We start from the raw sequence: 20,169 nt of genomic DNA on the forward strand, positions 1-20,169 counted from the left end.
ATTTATCGAATTAATTAATTTGTCTTTCATACTTTTGAATAAATTGTGGATTCTTACAGAAGATAATGGAGTCTTAGAGAAAATTAACAAATCTTCACAACCAAGTTTGCATAAGTATGAAATGGTTTTTTCAAAATGCGCATTTAATTCATCATCAACTTCAATAATTGCATTAGAAATTATTGAAAAGTAATCCCATTCAGTACTCATGTCAATAAAACATTCAACCTCTGTTGCTTCACAAAAAAAAATTAATTCCTTGTCTGTCAAAAAATCTGTATAATCTTTAAAATGGCTTTTAATTTCATTATTCAAAACTTTGCCATTATAAAGTTCGATAAAATCAATCATTGAATTAGGAACAAAATGATAGTCATTTCTAAAAAAATCATAAATGATACCTCTATTATAGCCTCTAACTAAACCAATGTTTGAATATTTTACGAAATTGCTTTTATCTGTTTTCATTTAAGTTTATTGGATGAATCATTTTGTAAAAAGGTTTTACAAAATATTGTGTAGTATTGTGCTTTATAGAAAGTATAACTCTCTTTTCTGTAGTAGCTTTGTCAACAATTTTTGTATAACTTACAAATAGTGGCAACTCTAATAGTTTATTTTCAAGTAGTTCGTTTAATACTGTTGTCATGATTAATTATTACATAAATATTCTGCTATTTTTTTTTCTAAATAAAAGTTGCAAGGATAACTAACTTGAAAAAATTGACCAACAGGATTTACTTCTAAAAAAACAAAATCATTCTGTGGGGTTACAATCATATCTAAAGAGCCACTATTCATATTTAGTTCATTCATTAATCTCTTTATTTTATCACTAATACAAGCTGGCAATTGATAAGGCGGAGTCCTATTTGGTTTATTAAAGTTATAATTTCTAAAATCAACTTTAGTTTGTTCATCTAATTGTGAGAATATCGCAGATGCAAAACATTCGCCATTCAAATAAAAAATTCTAAGCTCGTATTTTTTTTCAACATATCCCTGAATAAGTGAAGGTGCAATAGAATCATTTAGTTTATCTACATCTGCATCATTCATTAAAACAGAAAGTCCGTCAGTTTTAATTATGTCAGTTTCAAAAATAAAGCCAGCTTGATAAATCGGTTTTACTAGTATTTTATTATGCTTTTTTTTAAACTCAAGTATTTGATTTTTCTTGGTTGCAATAATTGAATCTGGCACTAACAAACCAATTGAACGTGCTTTAAGTAAATTTGTTATTTTGTTTGTTTTATTATCAAAAATACTGCCTATCGATCTTATATTCTTCTTTTCAAAATAAGCGTAAATATAGTTATTGATATAAGTGTACTCTCTATAAAGCATTGATTGAATAGAATTATTTACCTCAATATTTTGAAATGAGAACATTGGATAATTAAAATTCAAATTACCTCTTCTATACCAATATGCAGTAAAACTTGAAAGTTTATAATCTCGATTATCGTAAACAAACTCAACGTCATCATCATTATTAAATAATTTTAGCAATTCGAAGTTTAATAAACTTGATGGATTTAATCTCAGATAATCACACCCAAAATATTCTATCCACTTTATGACGGTTTCAGTTGTTGAATCATCTTCCTCAGATAAGATCAATATTTTGTTTTGCATAATACTTCACAATTAAGATTTTATGAAATAAAAAATCCCTAAATCTATTTATCAATTTACAACGTACACTTTGCATTTCTCCGAAAGAGCGTAAGAATAATTTTATTACTTCAAAGAAAAACAACAATATTAAAAATAACGGTAAACAAAAGTGGATATTTTTGTCAATAAAAGTTATTTCTTTACATTAGCAAACAAAATACAAAAATATGACATTAGGAACAAAGTTATTTAATCTTCGTACGGCACAGGATATGTCGTTAGATAAACTTGCTTTTGAGCTTGAAATATCAAAAACAGCTATCAATAATTGGGAGGCTGACAAAGCAAAACCAAGCATTGAAAATCTTTTAAGATTGTGTGAGTTTTATAATACTGATGTTTATAAACTACTGGAAGAGGTAAGTAACGTAAATTTCTCTCATGCTAAATTTAAAGGGTATACATATGCTGGTTTTGCTCAAAATTTTACGGTAAACAACACTACTTCTCCAGAACTAATAGACAGTATAATGACCAATCAAACCAAAATTACGGAATTGTTTAGCCAACAAAACGAGTTAATTTTAAAGCTTTTGAGCAAGCAATAAAAATACATCAAAAAAAACCTGCAAATCATCGACTTGCAGGTTTTTAAAATTATTTCTGAGCTTCTTGAATTCTTTCGATAAACTCATCAAAAAGATACGAAGCATCGTGAGGTCCAGGGCTCGCTTCGGGATGATACTGTACTGAAAAACAATCTTTATTTTTCATTCGCATTCCGGCAATGGTGCCGTCGTTAATGTGAAGGTGCGTGATTTCGAAATCTGGATGGTTTTCTAAAGCTTCTTTCTCTACAGCAAAACCGTGGTTTTGAGAAGTGATTTCGTAAAGAAAGATTTTCTGATATTTTCAATGATGACTTGCTTAAATTACCAAATTTTGGTACATTAGCTTAAATATTTTAAAAAATGGGAAAAAACACATCTATATCATTAGGAAATCATTTTGAAACTTTTGTTGAGAAAAGTGTTTCCAAAGGTCGATTTCAGGATGCCAGCGAAGTAATTAGAGCTGGACTTCGAATGCTTGAAGAGGAGGAAAATAAAATTATTGCTTTACGAAATGCAATTCAAGAAGGGATTGAAAGTGGTTTGGCAAAAGATTTTGACCCACAAAAGCACCTGGAACAGTTACAACTTAAAAAGCAAAATGGCTAAATATTATTTGACAAATAAAGCAGTAGCAGATTTAGCGGAAATTTGGGATTACACAAATGAACAATGGTCCGAAAGACAAGCCAATAAGTACTATCAAAATTTGCTTGAATCTTGTGAAGAAATTGCCCACAATCCAAATTTTGGAAAACATTATAATATTGTCTCAAAAGATTTATTAGGCTTCAAATCAAATCATCACATAATTTTCTTTAGAATTATCTCAACTAAAGAAATCGAAATTTTAAGAATATTGCACGAAAGGATGGATATGAAATCTAGAATATAAAATAATATGACTATTCGGCACTAACACACTTTATTTTGGCATTTCAACATAGGAGAAATCGCATTAGTTACTTAGGTAAAGAGATTACATCGCTTGTTCTCTATCGCTCGAGTCGTCCATCGTCAGGAGGACAAATAGTAGTGAAGATGAGATCCCGAAATGGATTCGGGATGACAAATAGCATTTAAAACCTGGATAGACAGACGTATGCTTTGTCAAGCTATCCCGACGCTTCGAGATGTTTAGTCAGAGTGACGGAGAGCCGCGAAGATGCAATCCCGAAATGAATTTTTACACGAGAGCTCTGCTCGAGCTGGCGAAGAAATGACAAAAAAAACCTGCAAATGATCGTTTTGCAGGTTGTATAATTATTTCTGAGCTTCCTGAATCCTTTCAATAAACTCATCAAAAAGATACGAGGCGTCGTGTGGGCCAGGACTTGCTTCTGGGTGGTATTGAACCGAGAAGCAATTTTTGTTTTTCATTCGCATTCCGGCAATCGTACCATCGTTAATGTGAAGGTGTGTGATTTCGAAATCCGGATGGTTTTCCAAGGCTTCTTTCTCTACGGCAAAACCATGATTTTGCGAAGTGATTTCGCCTTTACCTGAAATTACATTCATTACAGGATGGTTGATGCCACGGTGTCCGTTGAACATTTTGTAAGTTGGAATGCCGTGTGCCAAGGCAATGACTTGGTGTCCGAGACAAATTCCGAATAATGGTTTGTTGGCTTCCAAAATAGATTTGGCTATTTCTTGTGCTCCAACTAAAGGCTGCGGATCGCCAGGACCATTGGAAAGAAAGTAACCGTCTGGGTTGAATTCGACCATTTCTTCGAAAGTGGCGTTGTAAGGAAACACTTTTACGTAACAATCGCGTTGGTCGAAATTACGCAGGATATTGTATTTAATTCCTAAATCTAAAGCGGAAATTCTGTACTTGGCATTTTCATTTCCCCAAAAATAAGGTTCTGCTGTAGAAACTTTTGAAGCCAACTCCAAGCCTTTCATATCTGGTGTTTGAGCAAGTGCTTCTTTCAATTCTTCGATTGGTGTTCCGTCGGTACAAATCACGGCATTCATCGCGCCATTGTCTCGGATGTAGCTTACCAAAGCACGGGTATCTACATCGGAGATACAGATCAGGTTTTCCTTTTTGAAATAATCTTCCAAACTTCCAGAAGCGTCTTCTCGGGAATAATTGAAACTGAAATTTTTACAGACCAACCCGGAGATTTTAATGGAATTGGAGTCTACTTCGTTGTCGTTTACGCCGTAGTTTCCGATGTGTGGATTAGTGGCCACCATAATTTGACCGAAATACGAAGGATCGGTAAAAATTTCTTGGTAACCCGTCATTCCGGTATTGAAACAAACTTCGCCAAAAGTTGTTCCTTCAATTCCGATTGATTTTCCGTGAAAAATGGTTCCGTCACTTAGTAAAAGGATGGCGCTTTGTCGTGTTGTATATTTCATTCGTCGTAGTTATTTTTTTTAAAAGGTCTTATGGAACTTCGCTATGCTTCGTTTCATTTGTAGTTGTAGTTCCTCACCCCCTCCCGATAGCTATCGGGACTCTGCAACGGAGAGGGGAGCCGAGCCCGGATATTATAGTTTTGCAAATTTAGGTCATTCTATTTAAAATTGTACTATTGAAATTTAAGTTTCGCAAACAAGCGAATCAAAAAGTTCTTGAAGATTCCGCCTAGCCCCGATTGAGCCGGTATCCCCCGATTTTTCATCGGGGATAAAGGCGAAAGCGGGAAAATGGATAGCTGGAAATGCCCGAGCCTTTCGCTCCAAAAAAATTATAGCTAATTAGAAGCTGAAATAAATTCAGCTTGACAATATTACACTGAACTTTAAGAAGCTGAAATATCCCGAAGCGTCGGGACGAACGATTAGAAAACGAGTTCAGCATAAAACAAAAAAAAGGACAAACTATTGAAAGTTTATCCTTGTTTATTATTTGATAATGAATATCATTATTCAGCAGGTTCAGTTGTAGAAGTTGCTTCAGCAGATGGCGCTTCCGGTTCTTTTGCTTCTTGAGCAACGGCTTCGGTTTTCTTGGCTTTTCCACCACGACGGCTTTTTGCTTTTTTCTCTTCTTTTTTACCTCCGTTGTAAATTTCGTTGAAATCTACTAGTTCGATCATTGCCATATCAGCGTTATCTCCCAAACGGTTTCCTACTTTGATGATACGTGTGTAACCACCTGGACGATCTCCTACTTTTGCAGCTACGTCTCTGAACAAGTCAGTTACGGCATATTTGCTACGAAGGTAAGCGAAAACGATACGACGGTTGTGGGTTGTATCTTCTTTTGATTTAGTAATAAGCGGCTCTACGAATTGTTTAAGCGCTTTGGCTTTAGCAACAGTAGTGTTAATACGTTTGTGCTCGATAAGAGAACAAGCCATATTAGCAAGCATAGAAGCTCTATGTCCTTTTTGTCTGCTTAAGTGGTTGAATTTTTTTCCGTGTCTCATGACGTGTTTTTTAAAACTTCATCTTGCTACTATCCGCTTTGGAGAGCAAAATATGAAGTTATTTATTCTTTATCTAATTTGTATTTTGCTAAATCCATTCCGAAAGTTAAATTTTTAACGGCCACTAGTTCGTCTAGTTCTGTTAAAGATTTTTTACCGAAATTACGGAATTTCATTAAGTCGTTTTTGTTGAAAGAAACTAAGTCTCCAAGTGTATCCACTTCTGCCGCTTTCAAGCAATTCAATGCTCTAACTGAGAGATCCATATCGACAAGCTTGGTTTTAAGCAATTGTCTCATGTGCAATGATTCCTCGTCGTAGGATTCAGTTTGTGCAATTTCGTCTGCTTCAAGTGTAATTCTCTCGTCGGAAAACAACATGAAATGGTGAATAAGAACTTTAGCTGCTTCGGTAAGTGCATCTTTTGGATTGATCGAACCATCGGTTTTAATTTCAAAAACCAATTTTTCGTAATCTGTTTTTTGCTCTACACGGAAGTTTTCAATTCCATACTTTACATTCTTCACAGGTGTAAAGATGGAGTCCGTAAAAATTGTTCCTATTGCTGCATTTTGTTTTTTGTTTTCCTCTGCGGGAACGTATCCTCTACCTTTTTCGATAGTAAGTTCAATATTGAGGTTTACTTTACTGTCTAAATTACAGATAACTAATTCTGGATTAAGGACTTGAAAACCGGATATAAACTTTTGGAAATCACCTGCCGTAAGTTGGTCTTTTCCAGAAACATTGATAGTAACGGATTCGTTATCTACGTCATCAATCTGGCGTTTGAAACGCACTTGTTTAAGGTTAAGAATAATTTCTGTAACGTCCTCAACAACACCTGAAATAGTAGAAAATTCGTGGTCTACTCCTTCAATTCTTACAGATGTTATAGCGTATCCTTCTAAAGCGGATAGCAGAACTCTTCTAAGTGCATTACCAACGGTCAATCCGTAACCAGGTTCTAAAGGTCTGAATTCAAACTTACCTTCAAAATCGGTTGAATCGATCATGATAACTTTATCGGGCTTCTGAAAATTAAATATTGCCATAATTTCGACTAAGTCAATTATTATTTGTTGTACAATTCGACGATTAGTTGTTCTTTGATGTTTTCTGGAATCTGCAATCTAGCAGGAACAGTAACAAAAGTACCTTGCATGGTATCGTTATTCCATGTAATCCATTCGTAAACGTGACCTGAATTAGATAAAGAGCGCGCGATAGCTTCTAAAGATTTAGATTTTTCACGAACTGCAACAACATCACCTGGTTTAAGGTGGTAAGATGGAATATTTACCAACTCACCATTTACAGTGATGTGTCTATGAGATACAATTTGACGAGCTGCACGACGCGTTGGAGCAATTCCCATACGGAATACTACATTGTCTAAACGTGCTTCACAAAGTTGCAAAAGAACCTCACCTGTTACTCCACGAGCTGCAGATGCTTTTGTAAAAAGATTTCGGAATTGTTTTTCAAGAATTCCGTAAGAGTATTTCGCTTTTTGCTTTTCCATTAATTGGATCGCATATTCCGATTTCTTACCTCTTTTCTTAGCCTGCCCGTGTTGTCCAGGAGGGTAATTTCTTCTTTCGAAAGACTTATCGTCTCCGAAAATTGCTTCGCCAAATTTACGAGCAATTCTTGTACTTGGACCAGTATATCTTGCCATTTTTATTTAAAAATTATTTAAAGTAGCGATTATGAATTCAGGTCATATCCTTCGATAATCGATGTTCTACTTTGTGTTATACTTATTTATTTAAGCTACAGAGACGCTGAACGAATTCAGGACACTGAACTATAAAATTATACTCTACGTCTCTTAGGAGGACGACATCCGTTGTGTGGCATTGGAGTTACGTCAATGATTTCTGTAACTTCGATTCCACTGTTATGCAAAGAACGTATTGCAGACTCACGTCCATTTCCTGGTCCTTTTACATAAACTTTAACTTTTTTCAGTCCAGCTTCTAGAGCCACTTTTCCACAATCTTCGGCTGCCATTTGGGCTGCGTATGGAGTGTTCTTTTTAGAACCTCTAAAACCCATTTTACCTGCAGAAGACCAAGAAATAACTTCACCTTTTTTGTTAGTCAAAGAAATGATGATGTTGTTAAAAGTAGCACTGATATGAGCTTCACCTGTTGATTCAATGATAACTTTACGTTTTTTTACGCTTGCTTTAGCCATACTACTTATTATTTAGTTGCTTTTTTCTTGTTAGCAACAGTTTTTCTTTTACCTTTTCTAGTTCTAGAATTGTTTTTAGTTCTTTGTCCTCTTAAAGGAAGACCAGATCTATGACGGATTCCTCTGTAACATCCGATATCCATTAAACGTTTGATGTGTAATGAAACCTCTGAACGTAGTTCACCTTCAATTTTGTAGAAAGAAACGGCTTCCCGGATTGCTCCTATTTCGTCGTCATTCCACTCTTGCACTTTTTTATCTTGGCTCACTTGGGCTTTTTCTAAAACCTCAATAGCTCTACTTCTTCCTACTCCGAAGATATAAGTTAAAGCGATAACTCCTCTTTTGTTTTTCGGGATGTCTACCCCTGCTATTCTTGCCATAATTATCCTTGTCTTTGTTTAAATCTAGGATTCTTTTTGTTGATTACGTATAATCTGCCTTTTCGTCGCACAATTTTGCACTCGGCACTTCTCTTTTTTACTGAAGCTCTAACTTTCATATCCTTTAATATCTATAAGTAATTCTTGCTTTTGACAGATCGTAAGGACTCATTTCCAGTTTTACTTTGTCACCAGGTAACAATTTAATGTAATGCATTCGCATTTTTCCTGAAATATGGGCAATTACAATATGTCCATTCTCTAATTCTACACGGAACATCGCATTTGATAATGCTTCGATGATGGATCCGTCTTGTTCTATTGCTGATTGTTTAGCCATAAAATTAAGCTACTGCTTTTCTGTTTTTACCACTTTTCATCAAACCGTCATAATGTTTGTTTAATAAGTACGAATTAATTTGTTGGATAGTATCGATAGCGACACCTACCATAATAATCAATGAAGTACCTCCAAAAAACATTGCCCAAGATTGTTGAACATCCATAACACTTACAAGAATGGCCGGGAACACAGCGATCAAAGCAAGAAATAAAGAACCTGGGAAAGTAATTAATGACATCACTTTGTCTAAAAACTCGGAAGTTTCAACACCTGGACGAATCCCTGGAATAAATCCACCACTTCGTTTTAAATCGTCTGCCATCTTGTTAGTTGGAACTGTGATTGCAGTATAAAAATACGTGAAAACAACGATTAAAGTTGCAAACACAATATTATACCACAAACCAAACATGTTACTGAATTCACCTGCGATAGAGCGAGAAGTATCAGAATCTGACAAACCTGCTACAGCCGCTGGTATAAACATAATTGCTTGCGCAAAAATGATTGGCATTACTCCAGAAGCATTTAACTTTAATGGAATCCACTGACGATTTCCATCTTGTTCAAACTCACCTGAAACGGTACGTCTAGCGTATTGTACTGGGATTTTTCTCACGGCCATCACTAATAGTATACAAGCTATAATTACCAATAACCAAATGATCACTTCCAAAACCAATAACATTGGTCCACCATTGTTGTTTGTAATGGTAGAAGTAAACTCTTGAATGAATGCTTGTGGCAAACGAGCAATAATACCTACCATAATCAATAGAGAAATACCGTTTCCGATACCTTTGTCTGTAATTTTTTCACCCAACCACATTGCAAATATGGTACCTGTAACTAAAATTGCCACAGAAGAAAATAAGAATGAAAATTGTGAAATCAATTCAGGGTTTGACGAAGCAATGATTGCATTTGGAATCGTTCTGTACAAATTGTAGATATAACCAGGCGCTTGTACTAATGTAATAGCAATGGTCAACCAACGTGTAATTTGATTTATTTTAGTTCTTCCACTTTCGCCGTCTTTTTGTAATTTTTGCAAATAAGGAACTGCTATTCCCATTAACTGCACCACAATAGAAGCAGAAATATAAGGCATGATACCCAATGCAAATACTGATGCTTTTGAAAACGCTCCACCGGTAAACATATCTAGAATTGATCCAATTCCGTTTTCTGTTTGCCCAGACAAGTTGGCTAACTGTGTTGCATCAACACCTGGAAGAGTTACATGTGCTCCAAATCTATAAACTACTAACAAACCTAATGTAATCAGGATTCTGTTTTTCAGTTCTTCGATTTTCCAAACGTTGCTAAATGATTCTAAAAATTTCTTCATATTGCTAAAAAAATTATAATGTTACAGCTTCACCACCTGCAGCTTCGATAGCCGCTTTTGCAGTAGCAGTAAATTTATGCGCTGTTACTTTTAATTTAGCTTTTAATTCTCCTCTTCCTAAAATCTTAACAATTTCGTTTTTAGTTGCCAAACGATTTGAAACAAAAACAGACATATCTACTGTATCTGTAATCACGCCGTTATCTACCAATAATTGAAGTGTATCAAGATTTACACCTTCGTATTCTTTACGATTGATGTTTGTAAAACCAAACTTAGGTACACGTCTTTGAAGTGGCATTTGACCCCCTTCAAAACCAATCTTTTTAGAATAACCAGAACGAGATTTTGCTCCTTTGTGACCTCTTGCTGAAGTACCACCTTTTCCAGAACCTTCTCCTCTACCTAATCTTTTATTTTGATTGTGTGTTGAACCTTCCGCTGGTTGTAAGTTACTTAAATTCATAACTATAATGTGTTATTTGGCTTCCTCTACGGAAACCAAGTGTTTAACTTTATTTATCATCCCAAGGATAGCAGGATTTGACTCGTGCTCTACAACTTGTCCCATTTTACGAAGTCCTAAAGCCGCTAATCCTCTTTTTTGAGTAAGTGGACAATTGATTTGACTTCGAACTTGTTTTACTAATAACTTCGCCATAATTTCCTTGAATTAACCTTTAAAAACTTTTTCTAAAGAAACGCCTCTTTGTTTTGCAACAGTATGAGCACTTCTCATTTGTAACAAAGCATCAAAAGTTGCTTTCACTACGTTATGAGGATTTGATGATCCTTGAGATTTAGACAATACGTCATGAACACCTACTGATTCTAGAACTGCACGAACAGATCCACCAGCGATAACTCCTGTACCATGAGAGGCAGGAATTAAGAATACACGCGCTCCACTAAATTTACCTTTTTGTTCGTGAGGAACTGAATGTCCGTTTAGAGGAATTCTAACAAGATTTTTCTTAGCATCTTCTACTGCTTTCGCAATTGCTTCAGAAACATCTTTAGATTTACCTAAACCATGACCTACTACTCCATTTTCATCACCTACCACTACAATCGCAGAAAAACCGAAAGCTCTACCACCTTTTGTAACTTTAGTAACACGATTCACACTCACCAAACGATCCTTTAATTCAAGTCCGCTAGGTTTTACCAATTCTACGTTTTTATAATTAGACATACTATATTAGAATTTAAGTCCAGCGGATCTAGCGCCTTCTGCTAATGATTGGATACGTCCGTGGTATAAATAACCACCTCTATCGAAAGTTACTGTATCGATACCAGCTGCAACAGCTTTCTCGGCAATAAGTTTTCCAACAGCTGAAGCTACTTCAACGTTTGTACCTTTATTTACTCCTTTTTCTCTTGAAGATGCAGCTAACAAAGTTACTCCATTCACGTCGTCAACTAATTGCGCGTAAATTTCTTTGTTACTTCTGAATACAGAAAGTCTTGGTCTAGCAGCAGTTCCGCTAACAATCTTTCTAATTCTGAATTTAATTCTCTGTCTTCTATCAGATTTTGTTAATGACATACTTTTATTTTTTAAGCTGATTTACCTGCTTTTCTTCTTAATACTTCACCTACGAATTTCACACCTTTACCTTTGTACGGCTCTGGCTTACGGAAACCTCTAATTTTTGCAGCAATCGCTCCTAATAATTGTTTATCAAAAGAGGTTAACTTTACAATCGGGTTTTTACCTTTTTCAGAAATAGTTTCTAGTGTAACTTCTGGAGCTACTTCTAAAATAATATTATGTGAAAATCCTAAAGCCAAATCAAGTTTTTGACCTTGATTAGATGCTCTATAACCTACACCTACTAATTCTAATGATTTAGTAAAACCTTCAGACACACCAATAATCATATTGTTTACCAATGATCTGTACAATCCGTGCTTTGCTCTATGGTCTTTATGATCAGATGACCGTTCCACGATTACTTGCCCTTCTTCAACTTTCACAGTTACATCTGAAAATTCTTGTGTAAGTTGTCCTAATTTTCCTTTTACAGTAATCACACCATAAGCAACTTCGACAGTTACTCCAGCAGGGATTACAACGGGATTTTTTCCTATTCTTGACATCTCTTTAGTTTTTTAGTATACGTAACAAATTACTTCGCCACCAATATTTAATTGTTTAGCCTGTTTTCCAGTCATCAAACCTTTTGATGTAGAAACAATTGCAATACCAAGACCATTAAGGATTCTTGGCAATTTGGAAGCACCTGCATACTTACGTAAACCTGGTTTACTAATTCTTTGGATGTCCTTGATAACCGGCTCTTTAGTCTCTTTATCGTACTTCAAAGCGATTTTGATACTACCTTGAACGGCATTATCTTCAAATTTGTAACTTAAGATATAACCTTGATCAAATAAGATCTTGGTAATCTCTTTTTTTAGATTAGATGCAGGTATTTCAACGACTTTGTGGTTTGCAGCCACAGCGTTTCTTACTCTTGTCAAATAATCCGCAATAGGATCTGTATACATATGTATTAAATTGCGGTTTTGGTATTCTTACGGACCTTCCAGAAGAACCTGAAACCATTAAAACTCTATTTTATAACGAACAGACAGTTGTGAGTTCGTGACTAAAAGCCGGCAAACTTACAACTATCTGTTGATATATCAAAATGGTAATTGAAAATTTACCAACTGGCTTTTTTCACACCTGGGATTAAACCGTTATTTGCCATTTCACGGAATGTTACACGTGAAATACCAAACTGACGCATATACCCTCTTGGTCTACCTGTTAATTTGCAACGATTGTGCATACGAACTGGTGAAGCATTTTTCGGCAACTTCTGTAATCCTTCAAAATCTCCAGCTTCTTTCAAAGCTTTTCTTTTCTCAGCATACTTTGCAACCGTTTTTTCTCTTTTCACCTCACGGGCTTTCATTGATTCTTTAGCCATGTCTTAATTCTTTTTAAAAGGTAATCCTAATTCAGTTAACAATGATTTAGCTTCTTTATCTGTTGCTGCAGAAGTAACGAAGGTAATATCCATTCCTGTAATTTTGTTTACTTTGTCAATATCAATTTCAGGGAAAATGATTTGCTCTAAAACTCCAAGATTATAATTACCCCTTCCGTCAAATCCAGTAGCTTTAATACCGCTGAAATCACGTACACGTGGCAAAGCTGAAGTTACAAGTCTATCTAAAAACTCATACATTCTTTCTCCACGCAAAGTAACTTTTGCTCCAATTGGCATTCCTTTTCTCAATTTGAAGGACGCAACGTCTTTCTTTGAAATCGTAGAAACTGCTTTTTGACCTGTAATTTTTGTCAATTCATCTACAGCATAATCAATCAATTTCTTGTCTGATACAGCCGCTCCAACTCCTTTACTTAAAACGATTTTTTCCAATTTAGGAACTTGCATTACGTTTTTGTAACCGAATTCTTCCTTAAGAGCAGAGATAACTCTACTGTTATATTCTTCTTTTAGTCTAGGTGTATATGCCATTACTATAGTACTTGATTAGATTTTTTTGAAAATCTTACTTTCTTATCTCCTTCCATTCGCATCCCTACTTTCGTTGTTTCTTTAGTTTTTGGATCCACTAAAGCGATGTTAGAAATTTGAATTGGAGCTTCCTTCTTAACGATTCCACCTTGAGGGCTTTTTGCACTTGGTTTTGTATGTTTACTCACCATGTTCACACCTTCAACAATCGCTTTGTTCTTCTCACGATCTACTTTTACAATTTTACCTTCAGCACCTTTATGGTCTCCAGCAATCACTCTAACCGTATCTCCTGATTTTATTTTTAGCTTTATCATCTTATAAACTAATTAAAGCACTTCTGGTGCTAATGATACAATTTTCATGAATTGTTTTTCACGAAGTTCTCTTGCTACTGGACCAAAAACTCGAGTTCCTCTCATCTCACCTGCTGCATTCAAAAGAACACAAGCATTGTCGTCAAATCGGATGTAAGAACCATCGGCTCTTCTTACTTCTTTTTTGGTACGTACCACTACTGCAGTAGAAACAGCTCCTTTTTTAACGCTTCCGTTAGGTGCTGTGTCTTTAATAGATACTACAATCTTGTCTCCAACAGAGGCATACCTTCTTTTGGTACCTCCTAAAACACGGATAGTTAAAACTTCTTTAGCTCCTGTGTTATCTGCTACTTTTAGTCTTGATTCTTGTTGTACCATAATTATTTAGCTCTTTCAATGATTTCAACTAACCTCCAACATTTAGTTTTACTCAACGGACGCGTTTCGCTAATCCGTACGGTATCTCCAATATTACAGTCGTTTGTTTCGTCGTGTGCGTGATACTTTTTAGTTTTCAACACGAACTTACCGTATAAAGGGTGTTTTACTTTTCTTACTTCAGCAATAACAATAGACTTGTCCATTTTATTAGAAGTAACAACACCAACTCTTTCTTTTCTTAAATTTCTTTTTTCTTCCATCTTTCAGCAGACTACAGTTATTGTAATTCTCTTTTAGTTAGTTCAGTTGCAATTCTAGCAACAGTACGTCTTGCACCTCTAATTTGAAGTGGATTTTCAATTGGAGAAATAGCGTGAGCCATTTTTAAATCAGCGTACGCTTTTTTAGATTGGTTTAGCTGTTCCTGTAATTCCGTTACCGAAAGATTTTTTATTTCTGATTGTTTCATAATGATATTGATTATGCTTCGAAATCTCTAGCGATGACAAATTTTGTTTTTACTGGAAGCTTTTGGGCAGCAAGACGCAAAGCTTCTTTAGCTACAGACAAAGGAACTCCTCCAACTTCAAACATAATTCTTCCTGGTTTAACAACAGCAGCCCAATATTCTACGGCTCCTTTTCCTTTACCCATACGTACCTCTAAAGGTTTCTTTGTGATTGGTTTGTCTGGAAATATTTTGATCCATAATTGTCCCTCTCTTTTCATAAAACGAGTTGCAGCAATACGTGCAGCTTCGATTTGACGAGAAGTTAAGAACATTCCATCTTCATGTACAGATTTAATACCAAACATTCCATTTGAAAGTTCATGACCTCTATTCGAGTTCCCTTTCATTTTACCTTTTTGTACCTTACGGTATTTTGTTCTTTTAGGCTGTAACATTTTTCTTTAATTTATAAAATTACTTTCTTTTACGAGCATCTGGTTTACCGCCTCGGTTAAAGTTAGGTTTTCCACCTCTGGAATCACCACCTTTACCGCCACCAGTACCAGTACCGGATTGTTTTTTATCCATTCCTAATAAAGGAGATAAATCTCTTTTTCCGTACACCTCACCTTTCATGATCCATACTTTAATACCCATTCTACCGTAGGTAGTATGTGCTTCAGCAAGAGCATAATCGATATCAGCTCTGAAAGTTGATAGAGGAATTCTTCCTTCTTTGAAACCTTCAGAACGTGCCATCTCAGCACCATTCAAACGACCAGAAATCAAAACTTTGATACCCTCAGCGTTCATACGCATTGAAGCAGCAATAGCCATTTTGATTGCACGTCTGTAAGAAATACGGCTTTCGATTTGACGAGCGATGCTAGTCGCAACTAGATAAGCATCTAACTCAGGTCTTTTGATTTCAAAGATGTTGATTTGAACCTCTTTGTCAGTAACTTTCTTAAGTTCTTCTTTCAACTTGTCTACCTCTTGTCCGCCTTTTCCGATAATGATACCAGGTCTAGCAGTAGTGATAGTAACGGTTACAAGTTTTAAAGTTCTCTCGATAATTACTTTTGATACACTAGCTTTTGATAAACGAGCATGGATGTACTTTCTGATTTTATAATCTTCGGCTAATTTATCACCGTAGTCATTTCCACCATACCAGTTTGAATCCCATCCTCTGATGATCCCAAGTCTGTTTCCAATTGGATTTGTCTTTTGTCCCATCTTAATTAATTTGCTTGTGTGTTATCTAATTGTCCCAACACGATTGTTACGTGATTTGAACGTTTTCTAATTCTGTGTGCTCTTCCTTGTGGTGCTGGACGAAGTCTTTTCAACATCATTCCACCGTCTACACGGATTTCTTTTACGATTAATCCAGCTTCAGCTACATCACCCTCTGCATTTTTCTGTTCCCAGTTATTGATTGCAGACAATAATAATTTCTCAAGTTTTCTTGAAGCTTCTTTTGAACTAAATCTTAAAATATTAAGTGCTCTTTCTACCTTCTGACCTCTAACCAAGTCCGCAACTAAGCGCATTTTTCTAGGTGAAGTAGGGCAGTTATTCAATTTCGCGAAAGCAATAGACTTATTAGCCTCTTTTCTCGCATCTGCTGTTTCTCTTTTACGAACTCCCATTGCTTCTTTTATTTTTTACCTTTATTTTTTGCTCCAGCGTGACCTCTAAACGATCTAGTTGGTGAAAATTCTCCTAATTTGTGTCCTACCATATTTTCTGTTACGTAAACAGGTACGAACTGACGACCGTTGTGAACAGCGATAGTTTGTCCAACAAAATCTGGAGTAATCATAGAAGCTCTAGACCAAGTCTTTACTACTCCTTTGTTACCGTTTTCAACATTTTCTTGAACTTTCTTATCTAACTTGTAGTGTACAAAAGGTCCTTTTTTTAATGAACGTGCCATATCTTATTATTTCTTTCTACGTTCTACAATATATTTGTTACTCGGGTTTTTCTTAGAACGCGTTCTATAACCTTTAGCAGGAATACCGTTTCTTGAACGTGGGTGTCCTCCTGATGAACGTCCTTCACCACCACCCATTGGGTGATCGACAGGGTTCATAGCTACTGGTCTTGTTCTAGGTCGTCTACCTAACCATCTTGTTCTACCGGCTTTACCAGATACAAGCAATTGATGATCAGAGTTAGAAACTGCTCCAATAGTAGCCGAACAAGTAAGCAAGATCAATCTTGTTTCTCCTGATGGCATTTTAATTGTAGCATATTTTCCATCTCTTGCCATTAATTGAGCAAAAGTTCCTGCTGAACGAGCAATGGTTGCTCCTTGACCTGGACGTAATTCAATACATGAAATTACAGTTCCAAGTGGAATTTTGCTAAGTGGAAGTGTATTACCGATTTCTGGAGAAGCATCTACGCCAGAAACTAATTTCTGACCTACTTGCAAACCATTTTGCGCGATAATATAGGTTTTTTCACCATCAGCATAAGCTAATAAAGCAATAAAAGCTGTTCGATTTGGATCATATTCAATTGATTTCACTGTAGCTGGAATTCCAACTTTAGTTCTTTTGAAATCAATGATACGATATCTTTGTTTGTGACCACCGCCTGTATAACGCATGGTCATTTTTCCTTGACTATTTCTACCTCCTGAGTTTTTTATCGGCGCTATCAATGAGCGTTCCGGCTTATCAGTTGTAATGGCGTCAAAACCATTCACAACTCTAAATCGCTGACCCGGGGTAATAGGTTTTAATTTTCTTACTGACATTTTATCTTAGATATTGTTGTAAAAATCTATTGTTTCTCCTTCTTTTACTTGTACCATTGCTTTTTTGTAAGCATTGGTTTTTCCGCTGATCAAACCACTTTTTGTGTATTTAGTAGTTCTATCTGGACGTACGTTCATTGTATTAACCGACACAACAGATACTCCGTAAGCAGCTTCCACCGCTTTCTTTATTTGTACTTTGTTGGCTTTCTTATCTACAACGAAACCGAAACGGTTAGAAACTTCACTTTCTTTGGTTACTTTTTCAGTTACTATAGGCTTCTTTATGATGCTCATATTCCTATTATTTACTTAGATTATCTTCAATTCCTTCTAGCGAACCTTCTAACAAAACAAGGTTATTTGCATTTAATATAGCGTAAGTGCTTAATTCTGAGTTACTTACAACGCTAGAGGATTTTAAATTGCGTGAGGACAAATATACATTTTTATTTGAATCACCCAATACAAATAAAGATTTTTTATTCTCTAACCCTAAAGCTTTCAAAACGTTAATGAAATTTTTAGTGTTTGGAGTTTCAAAATTAAAATCTTCTAAAACGATAATATTTGATTCTTTTGCTTTGATTGAGAAAGCCGATTTACGAGCCAAACGCTTCAATTGTTTATTCAATTTGAATGAATAACTTCTTGGACGTGGACCAAAAACGGTACCTCCACCTTTAAACAAAGGGTTTTTAATACTACCAGCTCTAGCTGTACCTGTTCCTTTTTGCTTTTTAATCTTACGTGTACTTCCTGTCACTTCAGCTCTTTCCTTAGCCTTGTGCGTTCCTTGACGTTGGTTAGCAAGATATTGCTTAACATCTAAGTATACTGCGTGATTATTTGGCTCAATTGCGAATACTGAATCAGAAAGCGTAATCGTTCTGCCAGTTTCTTTTCCTGTGATATTTAAAACTTTTACTTCCATTACTTCTGAATGATTACATAAGAGTTATTGTGTCCTGGAACACATCCTTTAATTAAAAGTAGGTTCTTATCTGCAACCACTTTCAAAACTTTCAAGTTTTGAACCGTTACATTATCAGTTCCCATTCTTCCTGCCATTCGCATTCCTTTGAATACTCTAGAAGGATAAGAGGACGCTCCTACCGATCCTGGCGCTCTCAAACGGTTGTGCTGACCATGTGTTGCTTGTCCAACACCACCAAAACCGTGACGTTTAACAACACCTTGGAAACCTTTACCTTTTGATACACCTTGTACATCTACAAATTCGCCTTCCTGAAACAGGTCAACAGTGATTACCTCACCTAATTTGTGTTCATTTTCGAAGTACTTGAATTCAACGACTTTTTTCTTAGCAACAGTTCCCGCTTTTTTAAAGTGACCAGTAGCCGCTTTAGTGGAATGCTTCTCTTTTTTGTCATCGAAACCAAGTTGCAACGCTTCATACCCGTCAACACCTTTGGTTCTGACTTGGGTAACTACACATGGCCCAGCCTCAATAACGGTACAAGGAATGTTTTTCCCGTTCTCGTCAAAGATGCTCGTCATGCCAATTTTTCTTCCGATTAACCCAGACATAGTAAATTAATTAATTATTAAAAATTTTTGTTTATCGCCTGAATAGTATTTGCACACTATCCATTTTGAGGGTGCAAATATAGAAATAATTTTTTAATTACAACTAAATTAATATATTAGAATTGTAATTTATTTTTGAATGGGGAATTTGGGATGGAAGATGGAAGATGGAATTGGGATTTGAAAGAAGGAATATACTATTTCGATTGAAAATAATGGTTAAAAAACTTTAATTCAGGATTGAATTCTTTAATGAGCTCCTCTTTTCTTGCTCTCGAAAACTTTTTAAGTTCTTTCTCCCTTTGAATAGCCAACTGTATCCAAGTAAACTTTTCATAGTAAACCAAATAGTAAACATTGTACTGAGCTGTAAAACTTTTTGGGTTTGAGTTGGATTGATGCTCCGCTAATCTGCGTCCTAAATTATTAGTTACACCAATATATAAAACAGTCTTTTTAATATTCGTTAAAATATACACATAATAGGTATAAATACCTTCTGTTTGCTCGTACATAATGAATCGTTTTATATACGAAGATAGGAGAATTTTTAGTTTTTTTGGTTAATTAAGCACCTCACAATAAACCTTTCATAGTATCATCCGCGTTTATTTGTCATATCGCAGAAATCTAAATTGTAAATTAATTGTTGGAGTAGTAGACTCCTGACGGAGTGACAAATTACTACTTAGGTTGTTGTGGTAAAGGATTCAACAAGTTTTCTGTAAACTTTTCATACTATTGTCTTCACGTTTATTTGTCATTTAGCAGAAATCTAAATGATGCTTGAAAGTGTTGTAGAAAATTGGAATAATAGACTCCTGACGGAGTGACAAATTACTACTTAGGTTGTTGTGGTAAAGGATTCAACAAGTTTTCTGTAAACTTTTCATACTATCATCTTCACGTTTATTTGTCATTTTGCAGAAATCTAAATGATGCTTGAGAGTGTTGTGGAAAATTGGAATAATAGACTCCTGACGGAGTGACAAATAGTAGTGAAGATGTTAGGGTTGAATTTTGCAATTGTTTTATGAACATTACGTACTATCGTCTTCACGTTTTTTTGTCATTTCGCAGAAATCTAAATGATGCTTGAGAGTGTTGTAGAAAATGGGAATAATAGACTCCTGACGGAGTGACAAATAGTAGTGAAGATGTTAGGGTTGAATTTTGTAATTGAAATTGACATTGACATTACTAGTGAAAATTGGAATAATAGACTCCTGACGGAGTGACAAATTACTACTTAGGTTATTGTGGTAAAGGATTAAACAAGTTTTCTGTAAACTTT

Annotated in this window: 36 protein-coding genes and 1 pseudogene; 3 read left to right on the forward strand and 34 right to left on the reverse strand. The window is 35.4% G+C overall.

Annotation, left to right across the window (positions count from 1 at the left end; genetic code table 11):
* From ACIQ2X_RS04780 to gwsG, 3 genes are all read right to left on the reverse strand, one after another.
* Window positions 1-468 (reverse strand): hypothetical protein (locus ACIQ2X_RS04780; RefSeq protein ID WP_396177766.1); only part of this gene is annotated, 468 nt, incomplete at its 3' end.
* Window positions 455-649, reverse strand: a complete 195-nt coding sequence (locus ACIQ2X_RS04785; RefSeq protein ID WP_396177767.1) for a hypothetical protein — start codon at window positions 647-649, stop codon at window positions 455-457. The genes ACIQ2X_RS04785 and ACIQ2X_RS04780, both read right to left, overlap by 14 nt.
* 2 nt (window positions 650-651) lie before the next feature.
* Window positions 652-1,638, reverse strand: coding sequence for a grasp-with-spasm system ATP-grasp peptide maturase (gene gwsG, locus ACIQ2X_RS04790; RefSeq protein WP_396177768.1), 987 nt, complete (start codon window positions 1,636-1,638; stop codon window positions 652-654).
* Between the two features lie 209 nt (window positions 1,639-1,847).
* Between gwsG and ACIQ2X_RS04795 the strand changes: the two genes are divergently transcribed.
* A complete protein-coding gene (locus ACIQ2X_RS04795; RefSeq protein WP_396177769.1) occupies window positions 1,848-2,228 on the forward strand; it encodes a helix-turn-helix domain-containing protein in 381 nt (126 codons plus the stop codon).
* 49 nt (window positions 2,229-2,277) lie between these two features.
* Here the strand turns inward: ACIQ2X_RS04795 and ACIQ2X_RS04800 are convergent.
* A pseudogene (locus tag ACIQ2X_RS04800) lies at window positions 2,278-2,508 on the reverse strand (carbamoyl phosphate synthase small subunit); the annotation flags it as partial.
* A gap of 83 nt (window positions 2,509-2,591) precedes the next feature.
* Between ACIQ2X_RS04800 and ACIQ2X_RS04805 the strand changes: the two are divergent.
* Together ACIQ2X_RS04805 and ACIQ2X_RS04810 are read left to right on the forward strand one after the other, a co-directional pair.
* Entirely contained in the window at window positions 2,592-2,840 is a 249-nt protein-coding gene (locus tag ACIQ2X_RS04805) for a type II toxin-antitoxin system ParD family antitoxin (RefSeq protein ID WP_396177771.1), read from the forward strand.
* Entirely contained in the window at window positions 2,833-3,126 is a 294-nt protein-coding gene (locus ACIQ2X_RS04810) for a type II toxin-antitoxin system RelE/ParE family toxin (protein WP_396177772.1), read from the forward strand. The genes ACIQ2X_RS04805 and ACIQ2X_RS04810 overlap by 8 nt, the downstream gene beginning before the upstream one ends.
* Before the next feature lie 368 nt (window positions 3,127-3,494).
* On the opposite strand, the gene carA is transcribed toward ACIQ2X_RS04810, so the two are convergent.
* The 30 genes from carA to ACIQ2X_RS04960 all read right to left on the reverse strand — a co-directional run bounded on the left by carA (window position 3,495) and on the right by ACIQ2X_RS04960 (window position 19,390).
* On the reverse strand, window positions 3,495-4,604 hold the full coding sequence (gene carA, locus ACIQ2X_RS04815) for a glutamine-hydrolyzing carbamoyl-phosphate synthase small subunit (RefSeq protein WP_396177773.1): 1,110 nt from the start codon (window positions 4,602-4,604) through the stop codon (window positions 3,495-3,497).
* Window positions 4,605-5,113: 509 nt separating this feature from the next.
* Window positions 5,114-5,620, reverse strand: coding sequence for a 50S ribosomal protein L17 (rplQ, locus tag ACIQ2X_RS04820; RefSeq protein WP_396177774.1), 507 nt, complete (start codon window positions 5,618-5,620; stop codon window positions 5,114-5,116).
* A 62-nt stretch (window positions 5,621-5,682) separates the two neighbouring features.
* Window positions 5,683-6,675 carry a DNA-directed RNA polymerase subunit alpha gene (locus ACIQ2X_RS04825; RefSeq protein WP_396177775.1) on the reverse strand — a complete coding sequence of 331 codons (993 nt, stop codon included), beginning with the start codon at window positions 6,673-6,675 and terminating at the stop codon, window positions 5,683-5,685.
* 20 nt (window positions 6,676-6,695) lie between these two features.
* Window positions 6,696-7,301, reverse strand: a complete 606-nt coding sequence (gene rpsD / locus ACIQ2X_RS04830) for a 30S ribosomal protein S4 (RefSeq protein WP_396177776.1) — start codon at window positions 7,299-7,301, stop codon at window positions 6,696-6,698.
* A gap of 137 nt (window positions 7,302-7,438) precedes the next feature.
* Window positions 7,439-7,822 (reverse strand): 30S ribosomal protein S11, encoded by a 384-nt coding sequence (gene rpsK / locus ACIQ2X_RS04835; protein ID WP_396177778.1) that lies wholly within the window; start codon window positions 7,820-7,822, stop codon window positions 7,439-7,441.
* An 8-nt stretch (window positions 7,823-7,830) separates the two neighbouring features.
* Window positions 7,831-8,205, reverse strand: a complete 375-nt coding sequence (rpsM, locus tag ACIQ2X_RS04840; protein ID WP_396177779.1) for a 30S ribosomal protein S13 — start codon at window positions 8,203-8,205, stop codon at window positions 7,831-7,833.
* 2 nt (window positions 8,206-8,207) lie between these two features.
* Complete coding sequence (gene ykgO / locus ACIQ2X_RS04845) at window positions 8,208-8,324, reverse strand: type B 50S ribosomal protein L36 (RefSeq protein WP_073370549.1); 117 nt, start codon at window positions 8,322-8,324, stop codon at window positions 8,208-8,210.
* A gap of 5 nt (window positions 8,325-8,329) precedes the next feature.
* Window positions 8,330-8,545 carry a translation initiation factor IF-1 gene (gene infA, locus ACIQ2X_RS04850; protein ID WP_007136545.1) on the reverse strand — a complete coding sequence of 72 codons (216 nt, stop codon included), beginning with the start codon at window positions 8,543-8,545 and terminating at the stop codon, window positions 8,330-8,332.
* A gap of 4 nt (window positions 8,546-8,549) precedes the next feature.
* Window positions 8,550-9,899 (reverse strand): preprotein translocase subunit SecY, encoded by a 1,350-nt coding sequence (gene secY / locus ACIQ2X_RS04855; protein WP_396177780.1) that lies wholly within the window; start codon window positions 9,897-9,899, stop codon window positions 8,550-8,552.
* 13 nt (window positions 9,900-9,912) lie between these two features.
* Window positions 9,913-10,365 (reverse strand): 50S ribosomal protein L15, encoded by a 453-nt coding sequence (gene rplO / locus ACIQ2X_RS04860; protein ID WP_396177781.1) that lies wholly within the window; start codon window positions 10,363-10,365, stop codon window positions 9,913-9,915.
* A gap of 12 nt (window positions 10,366-10,377) precedes the next feature.
* Complete coding sequence (rpmD, locus tag ACIQ2X_RS04865) at window positions 10,378-10,560, reverse strand: 50S ribosomal protein L30 (protein WP_396177782.1); 183 nt, start codon at window positions 10,558-10,560, stop codon at window positions 10,378-10,380.
* Between the two features lie 12 nt (window positions 10,561-10,572).
* Window positions 10,573-11,094, reverse strand: a complete 522-nt coding sequence (gene rpsE, locus ACIQ2X_RS04870) for a 30S ribosomal protein S5 (RefSeq protein ID WP_396177783.1) — start codon at window positions 11,092-11,094, stop codon at window positions 10,573-10,575.
* Between the two features lie 6 nt (window positions 11,095-11,100).
* A complete protein-coding gene (rplR, locus tag ACIQ2X_RS04875; protein ID WP_396177784.1) occupies window positions 11,101-11,451 on the reverse strand; it encodes a 50S ribosomal protein L18 in 351 nt (116 codons plus the stop codon).
* An 11-nt stretch (window positions 11,452-11,462) separates the two neighbouring features.
* Window positions 11,463-12,005 (reverse strand): 50S ribosomal protein L6, encoded by a 543-nt coding sequence (gene rplF, locus ACIQ2X_RS04880; protein ID WP_396177785.1) that lies wholly within the window; start codon window positions 12,003-12,005, stop codon window positions 11,463-11,465.
* 12 nt (window positions 12,006-12,017) lie between these two features.
* Window positions 12,018-12,416 (reverse strand): 30S ribosomal protein S8, encoded by a 399-nt coding sequence (gene rpsH, locus ACIQ2X_RS04885; RefSeq protein WP_026978401.1) that lies wholly within the window; start codon window positions 12,414-12,416, stop codon window positions 12,018-12,020.
* Window positions 12,417-12,574: 158 nt separating this feature from the next.
* Entirely contained in the window at window positions 12,575-12,844 is a 270-nt protein-coding gene (gene rpsN / locus ACIQ2X_RS04890) for a 30S ribosomal protein S14 (protein WP_026706250.1), read from the reverse strand.
* Window positions 12,845-12,847: 3 nt separating this feature from the next.
* Entirely contained in the window at window positions 12,848-13,399 is a 552-nt protein-coding gene (gene rplE / locus ACIQ2X_RS04895; RefSeq protein WP_396177786.1) for a 50S ribosomal protein L5, read from the reverse strand.
* Between the two features lie 2 nt (window positions 13,400-13,401).
* Window positions 13,402-13,716, reverse strand: coding sequence for a 50S ribosomal protein L24 (gene rplX, locus ACIQ2X_RS04900; RefSeq protein ID WP_396177787.1), 315 nt, complete (start codon window positions 13,714-13,716; stop codon window positions 13,402-13,404).
* 12 nt (window positions 13,717-13,728) lie between these two features.
* A complete protein-coding gene (gene rplN / locus ACIQ2X_RS04905) occupies window positions 13,729-14,097 on the reverse strand; it encodes a 50S ribosomal protein L14 (protein ID WP_026717863.1) in 369 nt (122 codons plus the stop codon).
* A gap of 2 nt (window positions 14,098-14,099) precedes the next feature.
* On the reverse strand, window positions 14,100-14,360 hold the full coding sequence (gene rpsQ, locus ACIQ2X_RS04910) for a 30S ribosomal protein S17 (protein WP_396177789.1): 261 nt from the start codon (window positions 14,358-14,360) through the stop codon (window positions 14,100-14,102).
* 17 nt (window positions 14,361-14,377) lie between these two features.
* A complete protein-coding gene (gene rpmC, locus ACIQ2X_RS04915) occupies window positions 14,378-14,569 on the reverse strand; it encodes a 50S ribosomal protein L29 (RefSeq protein ID WP_396177790.1) in 192 nt (63 codons plus the stop codon).
* An 11-nt stretch (window positions 14,570-14,580) separates the two neighbouring features.
* Window positions 14,581-15,006, reverse strand: a complete 426-nt coding sequence (rplP, locus tag ACIQ2X_RS04920; RefSeq protein ID WP_396177791.1) for a 50S ribosomal protein L16 — start codon at window positions 15,004-15,006, stop codon at window positions 14,581-14,583.
* 19 nt (window positions 15,007-15,025) lie between these two features.
* On the reverse strand, window positions 15,026-15,790 hold the full coding sequence (gene rpsC / locus ACIQ2X_RS04925) for a 30S ribosomal protein S3 (protein ID WP_396177792.1): 765 nt from the start codon (window positions 15,788-15,790) through the stop codon (window positions 15,026-15,028).
* A 5-nt stretch (window positions 15,791-15,795) separates the two neighbouring features.
* The gene (gene rplV, locus ACIQ2X_RS04930; RefSeq protein ID WP_026978410.1) at window positions 15,796-16,206 is read right to left on the reverse strand and encodes a 50S ribosomal protein L22; all 411 of its coding nucleotides are present in this window, start codon (window positions 16,204-16,206) and stop codon (window positions 15,796-15,798) included.
* A gap of 8 nt (window positions 16,207-16,214) precedes the next feature.
* Window positions 16,215-16,493 (reverse strand): 30S ribosomal protein S19, encoded by a 279-nt coding sequence (gene rpsS / locus ACIQ2X_RS04935; RefSeq protein ID WP_026978411.1) that lies wholly within the window; start codon window positions 16,491-16,493, stop codon window positions 16,215-16,217.
* 6 nt (window positions 16,494-16,499) lie between these two features.
* On the reverse strand, window positions 16,500-17,324 hold the full coding sequence (gene rplB / locus ACIQ2X_RS04940) for a 50S ribosomal protein L2 (RefSeq protein WP_396177793.1): 825 nt from the start codon (window positions 17,322-17,324) through the stop codon (window positions 16,500-16,502).
* A 6-nt stretch (window positions 17,325-17,330) separates the two neighbouring features.
* Window positions 17,331-17,621: a 50S ribosomal protein L23 gene (gene rplW, locus ACIQ2X_RS04945; RefSeq protein WP_396177794.1), complete on the reverse strand. Its 291-nt coding sequence runs from the start codon at window positions 17,619-17,621 to the stop codon at window positions 17,331-17,333.
* Window positions 17,622-17,628: 7 nt separating this feature from the next.
* Complete coding sequence (gene rplD, locus ACIQ2X_RS04950) at window positions 17,629-18,258, reverse strand: 50S ribosomal protein L4 (protein WP_396177795.1); 630 nt, start codon at window positions 18,256-18,258, stop codon at window positions 17,629-17,631.
* The gene (gene rplC / locus ACIQ2X_RS04955) at window positions 18,258-18,875 is read right to left on the reverse strand and encodes a 50S ribosomal protein L3 (RefSeq protein ID WP_396177796.1); all 618 of its coding nucleotides are present in this window, start codon (window positions 18,873-18,875) and stop codon (window positions 18,258-18,260) included. The genes rplD and rplC overlap by 1 nt, the downstream gene beginning before the upstream one ends.
* A gap of 197 nt (window positions 18,876-19,072) precedes the next feature.
* On the reverse strand, window positions 19,073-19,390 hold the full coding sequence (locus tag ACIQ2X_RS04960) for a GIY-YIG nuclease family protein (protein ID WP_396177797.1): 318 nt from the start codon (window positions 19,388-19,390) through the stop codon (window positions 19,073-19,075).
* Window positions 19,391-20,169 lie beyond the last annotated feature (779 nt).

The sequence above is a fragment of the Flavobacterium sp. genome (assembly GCF_044368625.1).
GTDB lineage: Bacteria > Bacteroidota > Bacteroidia > Flavobacteriales > Flavobacteriaceae > Flavobacterium.